Below are 19,526 nucleotides of genomic sequence, written 5' to 3' on the forward strand. Positions count from 1 at the left end.
GCTCCGCCACCTCTGTAATCTCCTTTGAAAACAGAGGGAACATCCGTGCGCATCCTGCTCACAGAAGACAATATCGCGCTGGCCGACGGCCTGTCGGCGATCCTGCGCGGCACGGGCCATGCCGTCGACGTCGTCCATGACGGCGCATCCGCCAATGCGGTCATCGCGGCTGAAAATTTCGATCTTGTCATTCTCGACCTCAACCTGCCCGAGATGGACGGGCTCGACGTGCTGCGCGCCATGCGCGCCCGGCAGAACCAGGCAGCCGTCCTGATCCTGACGGCGCGCGGCACGCCGGAAGAACGGGTGAAGGGTCTCGATCTCGGCGCCGACGATTATCTGATCAAACCCTTCGATATCGCCGAGTTCGAGGCCCGCGTACGCGTGCTGCTGCGCCGCCAGGCCGGGCTGCGTTCGGCGACCGTCGGTTTCGGCGGCATTTCTTTCGACCTCAATTCCCGCACCTTTTCATCGGGCGACATCCCGCTTGATATTCCCGCCCGCGAACTCGGCTTGCTCGAAATCCTCTTCATGCGGGCTGGCAAGGTCGTGGCCAAGGAGGCGATCATCCAGTCGCTGACGGCCTTTGACGACGACATTTCCGCAAACGCGATCGAGCAATATGTCAGCCGGCTCAGAAAGCGCCTCTCGCCGTACGGCCTGACGGTCAAGACTGCCCGCGGCATCGGCTACTATCTCGACAAGCTGCCCGAGGCCTCATGAAAGTCGCCTACTCCCTCAGGCGCCGGCTGCTCTTCTGGCTGCTCATCTCGACCGCAGTCATCGGCACGGTGGCACTCGCCGATACCTATCGTGAGGCGGTTCAGACGTCGAATATCGTCTCCGACCGCGTGCTCGCCGGCTCTGCTCTGGCAATTGCCGAACGCGTCGTCGTCGCCGAAGACGGGACATTGCAGGTCGACATTCCCTATGTCGCCCTTGAAATGCTGACCTCGGCGGCGCAGGACCGGGTCTTCTACCGTGTTGACGGTCCTCCCGGCCAATTCATCACCGGCTATCAATCCCTGCCGGTCCTGAAGAAGACGCCCGGCAATGCCGCGGCCTTTGCCGACGACAGCTTTCGCGGCGAGCCGATCCGCATCGCCACCCTCGAGCGTTCGGCTTCGACCGGCATCCGCTCCGTGCCCTTCGTCGTGACGGTCGCCGAAACCACCATCGCCCGCCGGCAATTGACGCAGGCGATTCTCGTGCGTTCGGCGCTGCGTCTCGCCTTCATGATCTTGGGCGCGGCGGTCATCGTCTGGATATCGGTCACGGTGGCGCTCCGCCCGCTCTACAAGCTCGGCGACGCCATCGGCGAACGCAGTCCTGACGATCTGCATCCGATCGAACAAACCGTGCCGAGCGAGGTCGAGCCGCTGGTCGATACGGTGAATTCTTTCATGGTCCGCCTGCAGTCGGCCCTCGATGCGCTGCGCAATTTCACCGGCAATGCTAGCCATCAGCTACGCACGCCGCTGGCGATCATCCGTACCCAGCTCGCCCTTTCGGCCCGCGCCGGCACGCTTGATGAAGCCCAGGCGGCAGCGCTGAAGGGAGACCAGGCCGTGGCGCACGCCGAACGCATCCTTGCCCAGCTTCTCCTAATGGCGAAGATCGACGCCGCCACGGCCAAGGAGGCGCTGACCGCCTCCGCCATCGACCTTGCGGCAATCGCCCAGGAAATCACCGGCGAGCAGATCCCGGCGGCCGCCGTCGCCGGCATCGATCTCGGCTTCGAGGGCGAAAGCCCGGCCATGATCCGCGCCGAGCCCCTGCTGATCGGGGAGATGCTGCGCAACCTCGCCGGCAACGCCATCGCCTATGCCGGCAAGGGGGCTGAGGTCACCGTCCGCATCATCGCAGCCGCCGACACGGTTCGCCTCGAAGTCGAGGACAATGGTCCCGGTATTCCTAACGAGAAGCTGGAGGCAGTCCGCAGGCGCTTTTCGCGCGGCAATGATTCCGGCGCGCCCGGCGCTGGCCTCGGCCTGCCGATCGTCGAGGAAATCGCCAATCTTTTCAACGCCGCCTTGACGCTGGAGCCAGGCGCGGGCGGCAAGGGCCTGAAGGCGGGGGTCACCTTCGCCAAGGCGGCGTAAAAGCCGCCGGGTCCTCGGCCTTCCGCCCTTGCTTTCTTTCGCTGCATTGCACACACTGGCTTCGGGAACAGCAAGCCGCACAATGATGCGCGCCGGATAAAAAAGAGAAATATGTCGATCAAAGCCAGCATCTATCACCTGACGCATTATACCTATCACAAACCGGTCCGGCTCGGCCCACAGATCATCCGGTTGAAACCGGCCTCGCATTCGAAGACGCAGGTGCTCAGCCACTCGTTGAAGGTCACCCCCTCCAACCACTTCGTCAATCTGCAGCAGGACCCTTACGGCAATTACCTCGCCCGCTTCGTCTTCCCGGACCCGGTGACGGAATTCAAGATCGAGGTCGACCTCGTCGCCGACATGACGGTCTATAATCCCTTCGATTTCTTCGTCGAGGAGGAGGCGACCAAGTGGCCGTTCGATTATCCTGAAACCATCCGGGAGGATCTGTCGATCTACATGACGCCGGAGCCGGCCGGCCCGCGTCTCAAGGCGCTGCTGCCGACGCTCGATTGGTCGCCGGGCCAGCCGACGATCGATATGGTCGTCGGCCTGAATGCCCGCCTGCAGCGGCAGATCGGCTATGTCATCCGCATGGAAGCCGGTGTGCAGACGCCGGAAGAGACGCTGGAAAACGCCAAAGGCTCCTGCCGCGACACCAGCTGGCTGCTCGTCCAGATCCTGCGCCACCTCGGCCTTGCCGCCCGCTTCGTCTCCGGCTACCTCATCCAGCTGACGCCTGACCTGAAGGCGCTCGACGGCCCCTCCGGGACCGAAGTCGATTTCACCGACCTGCATGCCTGGGCCGAGGTCTATCTGCCCGGTGCCGGCTGGGTTGGCCTCGATCCGACCTCCGGCCTTCTAACCGGCGAAAGCCATATCCCGCTTGCAGCAACGCCGCACTATCGCAACGCCGCTCCGATTTCCGGCGGTTATTTCGGCGAGGCCGAAACCGAATTCGCCTTCGATATGAAGGTCTCGCGCGTTGCCGAGCATCCGCGCATCACCAAGCCCTTCTCCGATGACAGCTGGAACGAACTCAACGAACTCGGCGAGAAGGTCGATCGCATCCTCGAAGCCGAGGATGTGCGCCTCACCATGGGCGGCGAGCCGACCTTCGTCTCGATCGACGATTTTCAATCCGCCGAATGGAACACCGAGGCCGTCGGCCCGACCAAGCGCGAAAAGGCGGACGCGCTCATCCGCCGGCTTCGCACCCGCTTCGCCCCGAACGGTTTCCTGCATTACGGCCAGGGCAAATGGTATCCGGGCGAAAGCCTGCCACGCTGGACCTTCTCGCTCTACTGGCGCAAGGATGGCTTGCCGATCTGGTCCGATGACAATCTCGTCGCCACCGAGGGCCGCAATTATGAGGTCACGGAGGATGATGCCGGCCGGCTGCTGACGGCGATTGCCGGCGAGCTGGATGTTTCCCCCGAATATGTCGCGCCGGCCTTCGAGGATCCCGCCGAATGGCTCACCAAGGAAGCGAACCTGCCGGAGAATGTCGATCCGGCGAATTCCAAGCTCAAGGACGCCGAGGAGCGCAGCCGTATCGCCCGTGTCTTCGATCGCGGACTGACCCGCGCGACCGGTTATGTCCTGCCTGTTCAGGCCTGGAACGCGCGCGCCAGCGGCCGCACATGGACGAGCGAGAAGTGGTCGACGCGGCGCGGCCGCATCTTCCTCGTGCCGGGCGACAGTCCCGTAGGCTATCGTCTGCCGCTCAACTCGCTCGCCTATATCCCGCCCTCGCAATATCCCTATATCAACCCGCTGGATCCGTTTGTGCAGCGCCCGGAACTGCCGGATTTCGGCGAGGATAGCGGGCGTCCGCTGCAAGCCGCGCACTTCCAGCCCTTCACCGACCAGCAGCCGGCGGCACCCCAATCGTTGAACGAGATCGGCGGCCACGTCCGCACCGCGCTTTCCGTCGAGCCGCGCGACGGCCGCCTCTGCGTCTTCATGCCGCCCACAGAAACGCTCGAAGATTATCTCGATCTCATTGCCTCCACCGAACGAGCGGCAGCCGCCCTCGGCCTCGCCGTTCACATCGAAGGCTATCCGCCGCCGCAGGACGAGCGCATCAACGTCATCCGCGTCGCCCCGGATCCCGGCGTCATCGAGGTCAACATTCATCCGTCCTCGACATGGAAAGAGACGGTCGACATCACCACTGCCATCTACGAGGAGGCTCGCCAGAGCCGTCTCGGCGCCGACAAGTTCATGATCGACGGCCGCCACACCGGCACCGGCGGCGGCAACCATGTCGTCGTCGGCGGCAGCAACCCCAACAACAGTCCTTTCCTGCGCCGCCCCGACCTTCTGAAGAGCCTGGTGCTGCACTGGCAACGCCATCCGTCGCTGTCCTACCTCTTCTCCGGCCTGTTCATCGGCCCAACCAGCCAGGCGCCGCGCATCGATGAGGCCCGTCACGACAGCCTCTACGAGCTGGAAATCGCACTGGCGCAGATCCCCGCGCCCGGCCGCGGCCAACCGCCGCTGCCCTGGCTCGTAGATCGCCTGTTCCGCAACCTGCTGATCGACGTGACCGGCAATACCCACCGCGCCGAAATCTGCATCGACAAGCTCTTCTCGCCCGATGGCCCGACAGGTCGCCTCGGTCTCGTGGAATTCCGGGGTTTCGAGATGCCGCCGAATGCCCGCATGTCGCTGGCCCAGCAATTGCTGGTGCGTGCGCTGATCGCCCGCTTCTGGATGAATCCGGCCGACGGCAAGTTTGTACGCTGGGGAACCTCGCTGCACGACCGCTTCATGCTGCCGCATTATGTCTGGGCCGACTTCCTCGATGTGCTGGCGGACTTGCGCGAAAACGGCTTCGATCTCAGCCCTGAATGGTTCAAAGCCCAGCTCGAATTCCGCTTCCCCTTCTGCGGCGAGGTCGAATATGAAGGATCGAAGCTGGAACTGCGCCAGGCGCTGGAACCCTGGCACGTCATGGGTGAGCAAGGCGCGATCGGCGGCACGGTGCGCTATGTCGACTCGTCCGTCGAACGCCTGCAGCTACGCTTCGAAACAAGCAATACCGCGCGCTACACCGTCACCTGCAACGGCCGCGTCCTGCCGCTGACGCCGACCGGCACGTCGGGCGTATCGGTCGCCGGCGTCCGCTACAAGGCATGGCAACCGGCCTCTGGCTTGCATCCGGTGTTGCCGGTCAACACACCTTTGACTTTTGATATTTATGATACATGGTCGAAACGTTCGATTGGCGGCTGCATCTATCATGTTGCCCATCCGGGCGGCCGGACCTATGACACCTTCCCGGTCAACGGCAACGAGGCGGAAGCAAGGCGGCTCGCCCGCTTCGAGCCGTGGGGGCATACGGCGGGCGGTTTTATCCCGCGCGCCGAGACGGGTTCGCCGGAATTCCCGCTGACGCTGGATCTGAGGCGGCCCGCCGGCATTTGAGGACCGGGGCTAGAGGCCGAGGGTTGAAGTTGGGGTTTGATGGGTAAGAGACCGGCAGTGGAGCGCAGGGAAGAGGCGGAGAGCAGCATCGGCAAGGATGCGGCCTTCGGCTATGCGCCGCTTCCCGGCACCGCCGACGAAATGGTGGACAATAAAGGCGGGGTCCGCCCCGTCTGGCAGCGTTTCCTCTCGCATCTCGGCGCAATGCCGGAAAAGGATCTCGCGGAGCGCTTCGCCCGCGCCGACCGGTACCTCAGAGACGCCGGCGTCTTCTACCGTGCCTATGGCAGCAAGGGTACCGGCGAACGCGCCTGGCCGATCTCGCATATCCCGGTGTTGATCGATGAGCGCGAATGGCAGGCGCTGTCGGCAGGCCTCGTCCAGCGCGCCGACCTGCTGGAGGCGATCATTGCCGATATCTACGGCGAGAACCGGCTGGTGGAGGAAGGATTCCTGCCGCCGGCGCTGATCGCCGCCAATCCCGAATTTCAGCGCCCGCTGGCCGGCATCCGGCCGGCATCCGGCCACTATCTTCACTTCTGCGCCTTCGAGATCGGCCGCGGGCCTGACGGCAATTGGTGGGTGCTGGCAGACCGCACCCAGGCTCCCTCCGGCGCCGGCTTTGCGCTTGAAAACCGCGTCGCGACGACACGAGCCTTCTCGGATATCTACGCCGAAACGCCCGTCCACCGCCTCGCCTCCTTCTTCGGCGCCTTCCGCGATGCGCTGCAGGACATGAAACATTCGGGCGACGACCGCATCGCCGTCCTCACGCCAGGTCCCGCCAACGAGACCTATTACGAACACGCCTACATCGCCCGCTATCTCGGCTTCATGCTGCTCGAGGGTGAGGATCTCGCCGTCGTCAAGGGCCGCGTCATGGTGCGCACCGTCGCTGGCCTGAAGCCGATCGGCGTGCTCTGGCGCCGCCTCGATTCGGCCTTTGCCGACCCGCTGGAGCTGAACCAGAATTCGCATATCGGCACGCCTGGTCTGGTGGAGGCGCTGCGCGCCGAAAGCGTCACCATCGTCAATGCGCTCGGCACCGGCATTCTCGAAACCCGGGCGCTTCTGGCCTTCATGCCGACCATCTGCCGGCATCTGCTCGGGCAGGATCTGAAACTGCCGTCGATCGCCACCTGGTGGTGCGGCCAGAAGGAAGAGCGCGAGCAGGTCGCCAAGAATATCGAGAAAATGGTGATCGGCCCGGCCTATTCCCGCGCCCCCTTCTTCGATGACAACGGCGAATCTGTCCTCGGCTCGTCGCTGCGGGCGACCGCCAAGGACTCCATTGCCGACTGGCTGAACTCGGACGGCCCGAAACTTGTGGGACAGGAGGTCGTCACGCTATCGACGACGCCCGCCTGGGTGAACGGCAAGCTCGTGCCGCGGCCGATGTCGCTGCGTGTCTTCGCCGCCCGCACGGCAAACGGCTGGCAGATCATGCCCGGCGGTTTTGCCCGCATCGGGTCCGGCGCCGACGTCTCGGCGATCGCCATGCAGTCCGGCGGAGCGGCCGCCGACGTCTGGATCGTCAGCGACAAGCCGGTCGAGCGTCACACCCTGCTGCCGGCGGAAGGCAGCTTCACCCGCAACATGCCGGGCAGCCTGCCGAGCCGGGCGGCCGACAATCTGTTCTGGCTCGGCCGCTACATCGAACGCGCCGAAGGAGCGTTGCGCATCCTGCGCGCCTGGCATGCGCGTTTTGCCGAAGCTGCCGATCCGAGCCAGCCGCTGCTCGCCGATGTCTCAGCCTATCTCGCGGCCGTCGATATCGATACGGCCGAGCCCGTGCCCGAGAGGCTCCTGCGCAACATCGACAGCGCCGTCTATTCGGCCAGCAACATCCGCGACCGCTTCTCGCCCGATGGTTGGCTCGCCCTCAACGATCTCGCCAAGACCGCCCGGCGGTTTCACGCCACCGTCACGGCCGGCGATGACGCCAGCCATGCGATGACGATCCTCCTGCGCAAGCTCGCGGGCTTTGCCGGCCTCGTGCACGAAAACATGTACCGCTTCATGGGCTGGCGCTTCCTCTCGCTCGGCCGCTATATCGAGCGTGGCCTGCACATGACGCGCCTGCTCGGCCACATGTCCGGCCCGGAAGCGCCCGACGGCGCGCTCGACATGCTGCTCGAGATCGGCGACAGCGTCATGACCCACCGTCGCCGCTACAACGTCAATACCGCGCGGCTGACCGTCACCGACCTGTTGGCGCTCGATCCCCTCAATCCTCGCTCGGTCCTCTTCCAGGTGAACGAGATCCACCATGAGGTCGAGCAATTGCCGAACGCCCTGATCAATGGGCAGATGTCGCCCTTCTACCGGGAGGCGATGCGGCTTCATTCCGGCCTGGCGGTGATGACGCCGGAGGGCATGGGAGTCGAGGTCTACCAGCGGCTCGAACGCGAATTGGAGCAGCTTTCCGATCTGCTCGCCCAGACCTATCTCGGGTGACGGCGTGCTTTACGATCTCTCGCTCCGCATGAGTTACAGCTACGACGTGCCGGCCTCCGGCGCTCGCCATATCATGCGACTGATGCCGCTGTCGCTGAGCAACCGCCAACGCCTGGTCGCCGGCTCGATCACCGTCTCGCCGACACCGGACGAGCAGTCGCATTTCGTCGATTTCTTTCAACATCCCGCCACCTCTTTCATGCTGCGGACGCCGCACGAGACGCTCGACATTCGCATGCAGGCCCGTGTGCAGGTCGAAAGCCAGCCGATCGCCGCCGATTTCTCTCCGCTGCTTGCCGACCTGCCGGAAGAAATATCAGACGTCTGGTCGCTGGCGCCGGATTCGCCGCATCACTTTCTCGGCGACAGCCCGCGCCTGACGCAGGCGCGCGAGATTGGCGATTATGCACGAAGCTGCGTCACGCCCCAGCTGACAGCCATGCAGATCGCTCATGCGCTCTGCGCCCGCATCCATAAGGATTTCACCTACGATTCCGACGCGACGACAGTGGACACGACCCCGCTCGAGGCGTTCAGGCTGAAACACGGCGTCTGCCAGGATTTCACCCACATCATGATCCTGGCGCTCAGAAGCCTCGGCATTCCGGCCGGCTACGTCTCCGGTTTCCTGCGCACCATTCCGCCCCCCGGCAAGGAACGGCTGGAAGGGGCAGACGCCATGCATGCCTGGGTGCGGGTCTGGTGCGGCGAGACGATCGGCTGGATCGAGCTCGACCCGACCAACAACATTCCCGCCGGTATGGACCATATCGTCGTCGCCTATGGACGGGACTATTCCGATGTCGTCCCCGTCATCGGCGTATTGAAAAGCTATGGCGGCCAGCGCGCCGTTCAGGCGGTCGATGTCATCCCGCTGAAATAATCCCAAAACTGGAAAAATTAGCCGATTCGTTAAAATTCTATTGACGCAGTAAGGACTGCGTAAAGAGGCAGCGTGCGTAAATCACCTCACAGGGTTTCCAGTTGGGTGAACATGATGAGCACCTCGTTTTTGCGTCCCTGCCTGCGTCGCATGTTCAGCGATCGAGGCGGTAATTTCGGTATCATGACGGCGATTTTGGCGCCGGTTCTTCTCGGCGCTGCCGGCATGGCGATCCAGGTCGGTGATATGCTGCTCTCGAAACAGCAATTGCAGGAAGCAGCCGATTCGGCGGCGCTTGCGACCGCCACCGCACTGGCGAATGGCACGATCCAAACCTCTGAGGCCGAAGCCTTCGCCCGGAATTTCGTCGCCGGGCAGATGGCGAATTATCTGCAGAGCGGTACCGACATCAAGAGCACGACGAGCGTCAATGTCCAAACAACGACATCGGGCAAATCGACATCCTACCAAGTAACGGTTTCGCCGAGTTACGACCTCACGGTCAATCCGCTCATGCAGGCAGTCGGCTTCAGCACGCAGCATCTCTCGACCACCGGCACGACGGTCGGTGGTCATTCAGAGACCCAAGGCTCGATCTCCATGTTCCTCGCCCTCGACAAATCGGGGTCGATGGGAGATCCGACCACCACTGTCACGACGGAATCCTTCACCTACAAGTGCAATCCTCATCTGAACAATGGCGGCAGGACAGTCTACGACACCTGCACCGGCACGCGTACGCGTTACTACACAAAGATAGAAGCGCTGAAGCTCGCCGCCGGCAATCTCTTCGGTCAGCTCAATAGCGCGGATCCCAATGCCGAATATGTACGCACAGGCGCGGTATCCTACGATATCGTTGAATACCCCGCCAGCAGTCTCGCCTGGGGGACCGCCGCTGCCTCAAACTACGTCAACGCGCTTCAGTCAGGAGGCGGCACGAACTCCAGCGGCGCAATGAACACGGCCTATTTGTCTCTGACAGCTAAGAACGCTGCCGGGAATGACGTCGAAAACGCCGCCCATCAGCAAAAAACCGGGCAAGTGCCCAAGAAGTACATCGTCTTCATGACGGACGGCGACAACAACAATGATAGCAGCGGCGGCCGTTCCTACGACACTGCAACGAAGAAGACATGCGACGACGCGAAAGCGAAAGGCATCGAAATCTATACGATTGCCTTTATGGCACCCGCAGGCGGGCAGGCGCTGCTGCATTATTGCGCCTCCGACGACTCCCATTATTTCCAGGCTGAAAAAATGGAAGACCTCCTTGCCGCCTTTCAGGCGATCGGTGCGAAGGCCTCCGCTCAGCTGACACGTCTGACGAACTGAGCTACAGCCGCGACAAAGGGCAAAGGAAAAGCCGCGCCGGAACAAACCGGCGCGGCTTTTCGCTGTTGCTGCCGGCCTTCAGATCGGGAAAGGCGATTGAAATCAATCCTCCCGGTCAATGTGAATATGAAGGTTTCGCAAATTTTTCGTTTGTCCAAATCCTTTGTTGCAAGTGCTTCCTAACGATGCATAAACTGTCGCAAGCGCAGGCGACAAATCGATTAAATCGGGCATAACACCCTGATACCAAATTAAAATTGGCGAGATCTGACCATGAATACCGTTTCCAAGCCGGTTATCCCCTCTCCCGCTCCCCGCAGCTCAAGGCCGGAAATTCTCGCTGAAGAAATCATCGAACGCCTGACCTACCGCATCGGCAAGGACGCCAAGGTGGCAAAGCCGCATGACTGGCTGACGGCGACGATCCTGGTGGTGCGCGACCGCATCATCGACAAGTGGATGGCCTCCACCCGTGAGGTCTATGCGACCGGAGCCAAGCGCGTCTATTATCTATCTCTCGAGTTCCTGATCGGCCGCCTGATGCGCGATGCCGTCTCGAACCTCGGCCTGATGGAAGAGGTGCGCGATGCTCTTAGCTCCCTCGGCGTCGACGTCAACGTCATCGCCGGCCTGGAGCCGGACGCCGCGCTCGGCAATGGCGGTCTCGGGCGTCTCGCCGCCTGTTTCATGGAAAGCATGGCGACGGTCGATGTTCCGGCCTATGGCTATGGCATCCGCTACGTCCACGGCCTCTTCCGTCAGCAGATGGCCGACGGCTGGCAGGTGGAACTGCCGGAAAATTGGCTCGCCCACGGCAACCCTTGGGAATTCGAGCGCCGCGAGAGCGCCTATGAAATCGGTTTCGGCGGCGCCGTCGAATTCATCACCACCCATGACGACCAGCCGCGCTACGTCTGGAAGCCGGCCGAGCGCGTCATCGCTGCCGCCTTCGACACGCCGGTGGTCGGCTGGCGGGGAAAACGCGTCAACACGCTGCGCCTCTGGTCGGCGCAGCCGATCGATCCGATCCTGCTCGATGCCTTCAACGCCGGCGACCACATCGGCGCGCTGCGCGAAAGCAACAAGGCCGAAAGCCTGACCCGCGTCCTCTATCCTGCCGATGCAACCCCTGCCGGTCAGGAATTGCGGCTACGCCAGGAATTCTTCTTCTCGTCGGCCTCGCTGCAGGACATTCTGCGCCGCCACCTGCAGCAATATGACGACTTTACCTCGCTGCCGGACAAGGTGGCCATTCAGCTGAACGACACCCATCCGGCCGTCTCGGTCGCTGAACTGGTGCGTCTGCTCTGCGACGTGCACGGCATGGATTTCGACCAAGCCTGGGATATCACCCGCCGCACCTTTTCCTACACCAACCACACGCTTCTGCCGGAAGCATTGGAAAGCTGGCCGGTTCCGCTGTTCGAGCGCCTGCTGCCGCGCCACATGCAGATCGTCTACGCGATCAATGCCAAGATCCTGCTCGAAGCCCGCAAGGGTAAGAACTTCTCCGACAGCGAAATCCGCTCGATCTCGCTGATCGAGGAAAGCGGCGACCGCCGCGTGCGCATGGGCAATCTCGCCTTCATCGGTTCGCACTCGATCAACGGCGTCTCGGCGCTGCACACCGACCTGATGAAGGTCACGGTCTTTGCCGACCTGCACAAGCTCTATCCCGACCGCATCAACAACAAGACCAACGGCATCACGCCGCGCCGCTGGCTGCAGCAGTGCAATCCCGGCCTCACCGGTCTGATCCGCGAGGCGATCGGCGATGCGTTCCTCGATGATGCCGAAAAGCTTCGCCCGCTCGAGGCACATGCTTCCGATCCGACCTTCCAGCAGAAGTTCGCGGCGGTGAAGCGGGCCAACAAGGTAGCGCTTTCCAATCTCGTCGCCAGCCGCATGGGCGTGAAGCTCGACCCGTCGGCGATGTTCGACATCCAGATCAAGCGCATCCACGAATACAAGCGCCAGCTTCTGAACATCATCGAAGCCGTCGCCCTCTACGACCAGATCCGCTCGCATCCGGAGCTGGACTGGGTGCCGCGCGTGAAACTCTTCGCCGGCAAGGCGGCGCCGAGCTATTACAATGCCAAGCTGATCATCAAGCTGATCAATGACGTCGCCCGCACGATCAACAACGATCCGGCGGTGCGCGGGCTGCTGAAGGTCGTCTTCGTGCCCAACTACAATGTCTCGCTCGCCGAAGTCATGGTTCCGGCGGCCGACCTTTCCGAGCAGATCTCGACCGCCGGCATGGAAGCATCCGGCACCGGCAACATGAAGTTCGGTCTCAATGGAGCGCTGACGATCGGCACGCTCGACGGCGCCAATGTCGAAATGCGCGACAATGTCGGCGAAGATAACATCGTCATCTTCGGCCTCAGAGCTGATGAGGTCGCCAAAGTCCGCAGCGACGGCCACAATCCACGCGCCATTATCGAAGGGTCCCGCGAACTCTCCCAGGCGCTTTCAGCCATCGGCTCCGGCGTCTTCTCGCCCGACGACCGCAATCGCTACACGGCGCTGATCGACGGGATCTATTCGCATGACTGGTTCATGGTCGCCGCCGATTTCGACGCTTATGCCCAGGCCCAGCGCGACGTCGATCAGATCTGGACCAACCAGTCCGCCTGGTACACGAAGACGATCAACAATACGGCACGGATGGGCTGGTTCTCCTCCGATCGCACGATCAGGCAATATGCAGACGAAATCTGGAGAGCCGGATGAAAACGCCGAAAACCGTCCCTGAAGTAAAGCTTTCCTGGGAAATTTCGGCAGATGAAATCACGGCGATCCTTGCCGGCTCGCATTCCAATCCCTTTGCCGTCCTAGGTGTGCACCAGGCCGGCGAGGCTTTCGTTGCCCGGTGCTTCATCCCGGGCGCGGAGGAAGTGACCGCCATGACCCTCGATGGCGGGATTGTCGGCGAATTGAATCAACTCCACGCCGATGGCCTCTTCGCCGGGCCGGTTTCACTCGCCAAACTGCAGCCGGTGCGCTACCGCGCCCGGCGCGGCGACGCCGAATGGGCAGTCACCGACCCTTACAGCTTCGGGCCGGTGCTCGGGCCGATGGACGACTATTTCGCCCGCGAAGGTTCGCATCTGCGCCTGTTCGACAAGATGGGCGCCCATCTCATCAAGCATGACGGCGCGCAGGGCATCCACTTCGCGGTCTGGGCGCCGAACGCCCAGCGCGTCTCCGTGGTTGGCGATTTCAACGGCTGGGACGGCCGCCGCCATGTCATGCGCTTCCGCGCCGACAGCGGCATCTGGGAAATCTTCGCTCCCGATGTGCCGCTCGGCGTCGCCTACAAGTTCGAGATTCGCGGCCACGACGGCGTGTTGCTGCCGCTGAAGGCCGATCCCTTCGCCCGCCGCAGCGAGCTCAGACCCAAGACCGCCTCGATCGCCGCTGCCGAACTGGAGCAGGTCTGGGAGGACGAGGCCCATCTGAAGCACTGGCGCGAAACTGACAAGCGCCGTCAGCCGATCTCGATCTATGAGGTGCATGCCGGCTCCTGGCAGCGCCGGCAGGACGGCACCATGCTGTCCTGGGACGAGCTCGCCTCCAGTCTCATCCCCTACTGCGTCGACATGGGTTTCACTCATATCGAATTCCTGCCGATCACAGAGCATCCCTACGACCCTTCCTGGGGCTATCAGACGACCGGCCTTTACGCGCCGACCGCCCGCTTCGGCGAGCCGGAAGGCTTCGCCCGTTTCGTCAACGGCTGCCACAAGGTCGGTATTGGCGTCATTCTCGACTGGGTGCCGGCACATTTCCCGACCGACGAACACGGCCTCGGCTGGTTTGACGGCACGGCGCTCTACGAGCACGAAGACCCGCGCAAGGGCTTCCATCCGGACTGGAACACGGCAATCTATAATTTCGGCCGCACTGAAGTGGTTTCCTATCTGGTCAACAACGCCCTCTATTGGGCCGAGAAGTTCCATCTTGACGGCCTGCGCGTCGATGCCGTCGCCTCGATGCTCTATCTCGATTATTCCCGCAAGCATGGCGAATGGATCCCGAACGAATATGGCGGCAACGAGAATCTCGAAGCCGTCCGCTTTCTGCAGGACCTCAACATCCGCATCTACGGCCAGCATTCCAACGTCATGACCATTGCCGAGGAATCGACCTCCTGGCCGAAAGTCTCGCAACCCGTGCATGAAGGCGGCCTCGGCTTCGGCTTCAAATGGAACATGGGCTTCATGCACGACACGCTGAGCTACATGAAGCGCGACCCGGTGCACCGCAAGCACCACCATAATGAGCTCACCTTCGGTCTCCTCTACGCCTATTCGGAAAATTTCGTCCTGCCGCTGTCGCACGACGAGGTCGTCCACGGAAAGGGCTCGCTGATCGCCAAGATGCCGGGCGACGACTGGCAGAAGTTCGCCAATCTGCGCGCCTATTACGCTTATATGTGGGGCTATCCCGGCAAGAAGCTGTTGTTCATGGGCCAGGAATTCGCCCAGTGGAGCGAATGGAGCGAGGATCGGTCGCTCGACTGGAACCTGCTGCAATACCGTATGCACGAGGGCATGCGGCGCCTGGTGCGCGACCTCAACTTCACCTATCGCAGCAAACCCGCCCTGCATGAGCGTGACTGCGAGGGCGAAGGCTTCGAATGGCTGATTGCCGACGACGGCGAGAATTCCGTCTTCGCCTGGCAGCGCAAGGCGCCGGGCCAGAAGCCGATCGTCGTCATCACCAACTTTACGCCCGTCTACCGCGAGAACTACTTGTTACGCCTGCCTTCCGCAGGCCGCTGGCGCGAGATTCTGAATACCGATGCCGACATCTATGGCGGCAGCGGCAAGGGCAATGGCGGGCGCGTGCAGGCCGTCGATGCCGGCGGCAATATCACCTGCTCGATCACGCTGCCGCCCTTGGCGACAATCATGCTTGAACCTGAAAATTAAGACTGGTGGGAGGAGAAAATGGTAGAGAAGCGTATTCAGCCACTTGCCCGCGATGCAATGGCCTATGTTCTGGCGGGCGGCAGGGGGAGCCGTCTCAAGGAACTCACCGACCGACGCGCCAAGCCCGCTGTTTATTTCGGCGGCAAGGCCCGCATCATCGATTTCGCCCTGTCGAACGCGCTGAATTCAGGCATTCGCCGCATCGGCGTTGCGACGCAGTACAAGGCGCATTCGCTGATCCGTCACATGCAACGCGGCTGGAACTTCTTCCGCCCGGAAAGAAACGAAAGTTTCGACATCCTGCCTGCCTCGCAGCGCGTTTCCGAAACGCAGTGGTATGAAGGCACTGCCGACGCCGTTTATCAGAACATCGATATTATCGAGGATTACGGCGTCGAGTACATGGTCATTCTCGCCGGCGACCATGTTTACAAGATGGACTATGAATACATGCTCCAGCAGCATGTCGATTCCGGCGCGGACGTGACGATCGGCTGCCTGGAAGTGCCGCGCATGGAAGCAACCGGCTTCGGCGTCATGCATGTCAACGAAAAGGATGAGATCTTCGCTTTCATCGAAAAGCCGGCCGATCCGCCCGGCATTCCCGACAAGCCGGATTTCGCGCTCGCCTCGATGGGCATCTACGTCTTCCACACCAAGTTCCTGCTCGATGCGCTGCGCCGCGACGCCGCCGACCCGACCTCGAGCCGCGATTTCGGCAAGGATATCATCCCCTATATCGTCAAAAACGGGAAGGCGGTCGCCCACCGTTTCGCCAAGTCCTGCGTCCGTTCCGATTTCGAGCACGAGCCCTACTGGCGCGACGTCGGCACGATCGACGCGTACTGGCAGGCCAATATCGACCTGACGGCCATCGTCCCGGAACTCGATATCTACGATAAGTCCTGGCCGATCTGGACCTATGCCGAGATCACCCCGCCGGCGAAGTTCGTCCATGACGACGACGACCGCCGCGGATCGGCCACGTCCTCCGTCGTCTCGGGCGACTGCATCATCTCAGGCGCCAGCCTCAACAAGAGCCTGCTCTTCACCGGCGTCAGGGCCAATTCTTTTTCCAAGCTGGAGGGAGCGGTCATCCTGCCGAATGTGAAGATCGGACGGCGCGCCCAGCTCAAGAACGTGGTGATCGACCATGGCGTCGTCATTCCGGAGGGTCTTGTGGTCGGCGAGGATCCCGAGCTCGACACCAAGCGCTTCCGACGGACGGAAAGCGGCATCTGCCTGATCACTCAGCCGATGATCGACAAGCTGGATATTTGACTTATGAAAGTTCTTTCGGTTTCGTCCGAAGTCTTCCCCTTGATCAAGACAGGGGGCCTGGCCGATGTGTCCGGCGCCCTGCCCATTACTCTGAAAGACTTCGAGGTCGAGACCAAGACCCTCCTGCCCGGCTATCCCGCCGTCATGAAGGTCATTCGCGACCCAGTCGTCAGGCTTGAATTCCCGGACCTGCTCGGTGAGCGGGCGACCGTGCTCGAGGTTGAACACGAGGGCCTCGATCTGCTCGTCCTCGACGCGCCCGCTTATTACGACCGGCCGGGCGGTCCTTATCTTGATCCGCTCGGCAAGGATTATCCCGACAATTGGCGCCGTTTCGCCGCCCTGTCGCTCGCCGCTTCCGAGATCGCCGCCGGTCTGCTGCCCGGCTGGCGGCCGGATCTCGTCCACACCCACGACTGGCAGGCGGCGCTGACCTCGGTCTATATGCGCTATTATCCGACGCCGGAACTGCCGAGCGTGCTGACCATTCACAACATCGCTTTCCAGGGCCAGTTCGGTTCCGACATCTTTCCGGGTCTGCGCCTGCCCGACCATGCCTTCGCCGTCGACGGCATCGAATATTACGGCACGGTCGGCTTCCTCAAGGGCGGCCTGCAGACCGCTCATGCGGTCACGACCGTCAGCCCGACCTATGCCGACGAAATCCTGACGCCGGAATTCGGCATGGGGCTCGAAGGCGTCATCGCCACCCGCATCGACGATTTGCATGGAATCGTCAACGGCATCGACACCGATGTCTGGAACCCGGCGACCGATCCCGTCGTCCACACCCATTATGGCCCGACAACGCTGAAGAACCGTGAGGAAAACCGCCGCTCGATCGCCGAGTTCTTCCATCTCGACAATGACGATGCGCCGATCTTCTGCGTCATCAGCCGCCTTACCTGGCAGAAGGGCATGGATATCGTCGCCAACGTCGCCGACCAGATCGTCGCCATGGGCGGCAAACTCGTCGTGCTCGGCTCCGGCGAAGCAGCGCTCGAAGGTGCGCTGCTTGCCTCCGCCAGCCGCCATCCCGGCCGCATCGGCGTCTCGATCGGCTATAACGAACCGATGTCGCACCTGATGCAGGCCGGCTGCGACGCCATCATCATCCCGTCGCGCTTCGAACCCTGCGGCCTCACCCAACTTTACGGGCTACGTTATGGCTGCGTGCCGATCGTCGCACGCACCGGCGGATTGAACGACACCGTCATCGACGCCAATCACGCCGCACTTGCGGCGAAAGTGGCAACCGGCATACAATTCTCACCCGTGACCGAAACGGGCATGCTACAGGCAATCCGCCGTGCGATGCATTTTTACGCGGACCGAAAACTCTGGACCCAATTGCAAAAGCAAGGCATGAAATCGGATGTCTCCTGGGAGAAGAGCGCCGAACGCTACGCTGCCCTCTATTCAAGCCTCGTCTCGAAAGGCATGTGACCTAAAATGATCAAGTCCGTACCCACCACGCCCTATCTGGACCAGAAACCCGGCACGTCGGGTCTGCGTAAGAAGGTTCCGGTCTTCCAGCAGCCGAACTATGCGGAGAATTTCATCCAGTCGATCTTCGATTCGCTGGAAGGCTATCAGGGCAAGTGCCTCGTCATCGGCGGCGACGGACGTTACTACAATCGCGAAGTCATCCAGAAGGCGATCAAGATGGCCGCCGCCAACGGCTTCGGCAAGGTCATGGTCGGCAAGGGCGGCATTCTGTCGACGCCGGCCGCGTCCCACATCATCCGCAAGTACAAGGCCTTCGGCGGCATCATTCTGTCGGCCAGCCACAATCCCGGCGGGCCGACCGAAGACTTCGGCATCAAATACAACATCAACAATGGCGGCCCGGCGCCGGAGAAGATCACCGACGCGATCTATGCGCGCTCCAAGACGATCGACAGCTACAAGATCGCCGATTTCGCCGACGTCAATCTCGACCGCATAGGCAAGGACGAGCTTCCCGGCGGCATGATCCTCTCGGTTATCGACCCGGTCGAGGACTATGCCGCGCTGATGGAAGAACTGTTCGATTTCGGCGCCATCCGCAATCTGATCAGCCTCGGTTTCCGCATCGCTTTCGATGGCATGAGCGCCGTCACCGGCCCCTACGCCAAGGAAATCTTCGAAAATCGCCTCGGCGCTCCCTTGGGTTCGGTTCGCAACTTCATGCCGCTGCCGGATTTCGGCGGTCATCATCCCGATCCGAACCCGGTTCACTGCAAGGAACTCTTCGATGAGATGATGGGAGAGGACGCGCCCGATTTCGGCGCCGCGTCCGACGGTGACGGCGACCGCAACCTCATTATCGGCCGCGGCATCTTCGTCACCCCCTCCGATAGTCTGGCGATCCTTGCCGCCAACGCCAATCTCGCCCCCGGCTATTCCGGCGGCCTCGCCGGCATCGCCCGGTCGATGCCGACATCGGGCGCGGCCGACCGCGTTGCCGAAAAACGCGGCATCGGCATGTATGAGACGCCGACCGGCTGGAAGTTCTTCGGCAACCTGCTCGATGCCGGCATGGCGACGATCTGCGGTGAAGAAAGCTCCGGCACCGGCTCCAATCATGTCCGTGAGAAGGATGGCCTCTGGGCCGTGCTGCTGTGGCTGAACATCCTTGCCGTGCGCGGCGAGAGCGTCGCCGACATTGTCACTCAGCACTGGCAGACCTACGGCCGCAACTACTATTCGCGCCACGACTATGAAGGCCTGGACACCGGCGCGGCGAACGACCTGATGGACAATCTCCGCAGCCAGCTCTCCACCCTGTCCGGCAAGAGCTTCGGCAGCTTGAAGGTCGAGAAGGCCGATGATTTCGCCTATCATGATCCGATCGACAAATCGGTCAGCGAGCATCAGGGCATCCGCGTGCTCTTCGAAGGCGGCTCCCGCGTCGTCTTCCGCCTGTCGGGCACCGGCACGTCTGGCGCAACCTTGCGCGTCTATATCGAGCGCTACGAGCCGGATTCGACTCGTCACAACATCGAAACGCAGGAAGCGCTTGCCGATCTAATCGCGGCCGCCGAAAGCATTGCCAGCATTCGTGAGCGCACGGGACGCGATGAGCCAACCGTGATCACCTGATCCGGGGGG

The 19,526-nt window shown here is 62.2% G+C and carries 11 protein-coding genes; all 11 read left to right on the forward strand.

What is annotated here, in order from left to right:
• Window positions 1-45: 45 nt before the first annotated feature.
• Window positions 46-723 (forward strand): response regulator, encoded by a 678-nt coding sequence (locus AMK00_RS18495; protein WP_064811338.1) that lies wholly within the window; start codon window positions 46-48, stop codon window positions 721-723.
• Window positions 720-2,102, forward strand: a complete 1,383-nt coding sequence (locus tag AMK00_RS18500) for a sensor histidine kinase (protein ID WP_064811339.1) — start codon at window positions 720-722, stop codon at window positions 2,100-2,102. The genes AMK00_RS18495 and AMK00_RS18500 overlap by 4 nt, the downstream gene beginning before the upstream one ends.
• A gap of 111 nt (window positions 2,103-2,213) precedes the next feature.
• Window positions 2,214-5,537 (forward strand): transglutaminase family protein, encoded by a 3,324-nt coding sequence (locus AMK00_RS18505; protein ID WP_064811340.1) that lies wholly within the window; start codon window positions 2,214-2,216, stop codon window positions 5,535-5,537.
• Between the two features lie 39 nt (window positions 5,538-5,576).
• On the forward strand, window positions 5,577-7,994 hold the full coding sequence (locus AMK00_RS18510) for a circularly permuted type 2 ATP-grasp protein (protein WP_064811341.1): 2,418 nt from the start codon (window positions 5,577-5,579) through the stop codon (window positions 7,992-7,994).
• Window positions 7,995-7,998: 4 nt separating this feature from the next.
• The gene (locus AMK00_RS18515; RefSeq protein ID WP_064804955.1) at window positions 7,999-8,877 is read left to right on the forward strand and encodes a transglutaminase family protein; all 879 of its coding nucleotides are present in this window, start codon (window positions 7,999-8,001) and stop codon (window positions 8,875-8,877) included.
• A 114-nt stretch (window positions 8,878-8,991) separates the two neighbouring features.
• Window positions 8,992-10,212, forward strand: a complete 1,221-nt coding sequence (locus AMK00_RS18520) for a TadE/TadG family type IV pilus assembly protein (protein ID WP_064804957.1) — start codon at window positions 8,992-8,994, stop codon at window positions 10,210-10,212.
• A gap of 273 nt (window positions 10,213-10,485) precedes the next feature.
• On the forward strand, window positions 10,486-12,948 hold the full coding sequence (locus AMK00_RS18525; RefSeq protein ID WP_064804959.1) for a glycogen/starch/alpha-glucan phosphorylase: 2,463 nt from the start codon (window positions 10,486-10,488) through the stop codon (window positions 12,946-12,948).
• Window positions 12,945-15,152, forward strand: a complete 2,208-nt coding sequence (gene glgB, locus AMK00_RS18530; RefSeq protein ID WP_064804960.1) for a 1,4-alpha-glucan branching protein GlgB — start codon at window positions 12,945-12,947, stop codon at window positions 15,150-15,152. Before AMK00_RS18525 ends, glgB begins: the two co-directional genes overlap by 4 nt.
• Window positions 15,153-15,170: 18 nt before the next feature.
• Entirely contained in the window at window positions 15,171-16,433 is a 1,263-nt protein-coding gene (gene glgC, locus AMK00_RS18535) for a glucose-1-phosphate adenylyltransferase (RefSeq protein WP_064804961.1), read from the forward strand.
• Between the two features lie 3 nt (window positions 16,434-16,436).
• On the forward strand, window positions 16,437-17,879 hold the full coding sequence (gene glgA, locus AMK00_RS18540; RefSeq protein ID WP_064811342.1) for a glycogen synthase GlgA: 1,443 nt from the start codon (window positions 16,437-16,439) through the stop codon (window positions 17,877-17,879).
• Between the two features lie 6 nt (window positions 17,880-17,885).
• Entirely contained in the window at window positions 17,886-19,517 is a 1,632-nt protein-coding gene (locus AMK00_RS18545; RefSeq protein WP_064811343.1) for an alpha-D-glucose phosphate-specific phosphoglucomutase, read from the forward strand.
• The last annotated feature ends 9 nt before the right edge of the window (window positions 19,518-19,526 follow it).

This window comes from Rhizobium sp. N621, from assembly GCF_001664325.1.
GTDB classification, from domain to species: domain Bacteria; phylum Pseudomonadota; class Alphaproteobacteria; order Rhizobiales; family Rhizobiaceae; genus Rhizobium; species Rhizobium esperanzae.

Bases quoted from the DNA above. Each gene is read 5' to 3' on its own strand.
- AMK00_RS18545 (WP_064811343.1), top strand. From the start codon at position 17,886: ATGATCAAGTCCGTACCCACCACGCCCTATCTGGACCAGAAACCCGGC.
- AMK00_RS18510 (WP_064811341.1), top strand. From the start codon at position 5,577: ATGGGTAAGAGACCGGCAGTGGAGCGCAGGGAAGAGGCGGAGAGCAGC.
- AMK00_RS18525 (WP_064804959.1), top strand. From the start codon at position 10,486: ATGAATACCGTTTCCAAGCCGGTTATCCCCTCTCCCGCTCCCCGCAGC.
- glgC (WP_064804961.1), top strand. From the start codon at position 15,171: ATGGTAGAGAAGCGTATTCAGCCACTTGCCCGCGATGCAATGGCCTAT.
- glgB (WP_064804960.1), top strand. From the start codon at position 12,945: ATGAAAACGCCGAAAACCGTCCCTGAAGTAAAGCTTTCCTGGGAAATT.
- AMK00_RS18520 (WP_064804957.1), top strand. From the start codon at position 8,992: ATGAGCACCTCGTTTTTGCGTCCCTGCCTGCGTCGCATGTTCAGCGAT.
- AMK00_RS18500 (WP_064811339.1), top strand. From the start codon at position 720: ATGAAAGTCGCCTACTCCCTCAGGCGCCGGCTGCTCTTCTGGCTGCTC.
- glgA (WP_064811342.1), top strand. From the start codon at position 16,437: ATGAAAGTTCTTTCGGTTTCGTCCGAAGTCTTCCCCTTGATCAAGACA.
- AMK00_RS18505 (WP_064811340.1), top strand. From the start codon at position 2,214: ATGTCGATCAAAGCCAGCATCTATCACCTGACGCATTATACCTATCAC.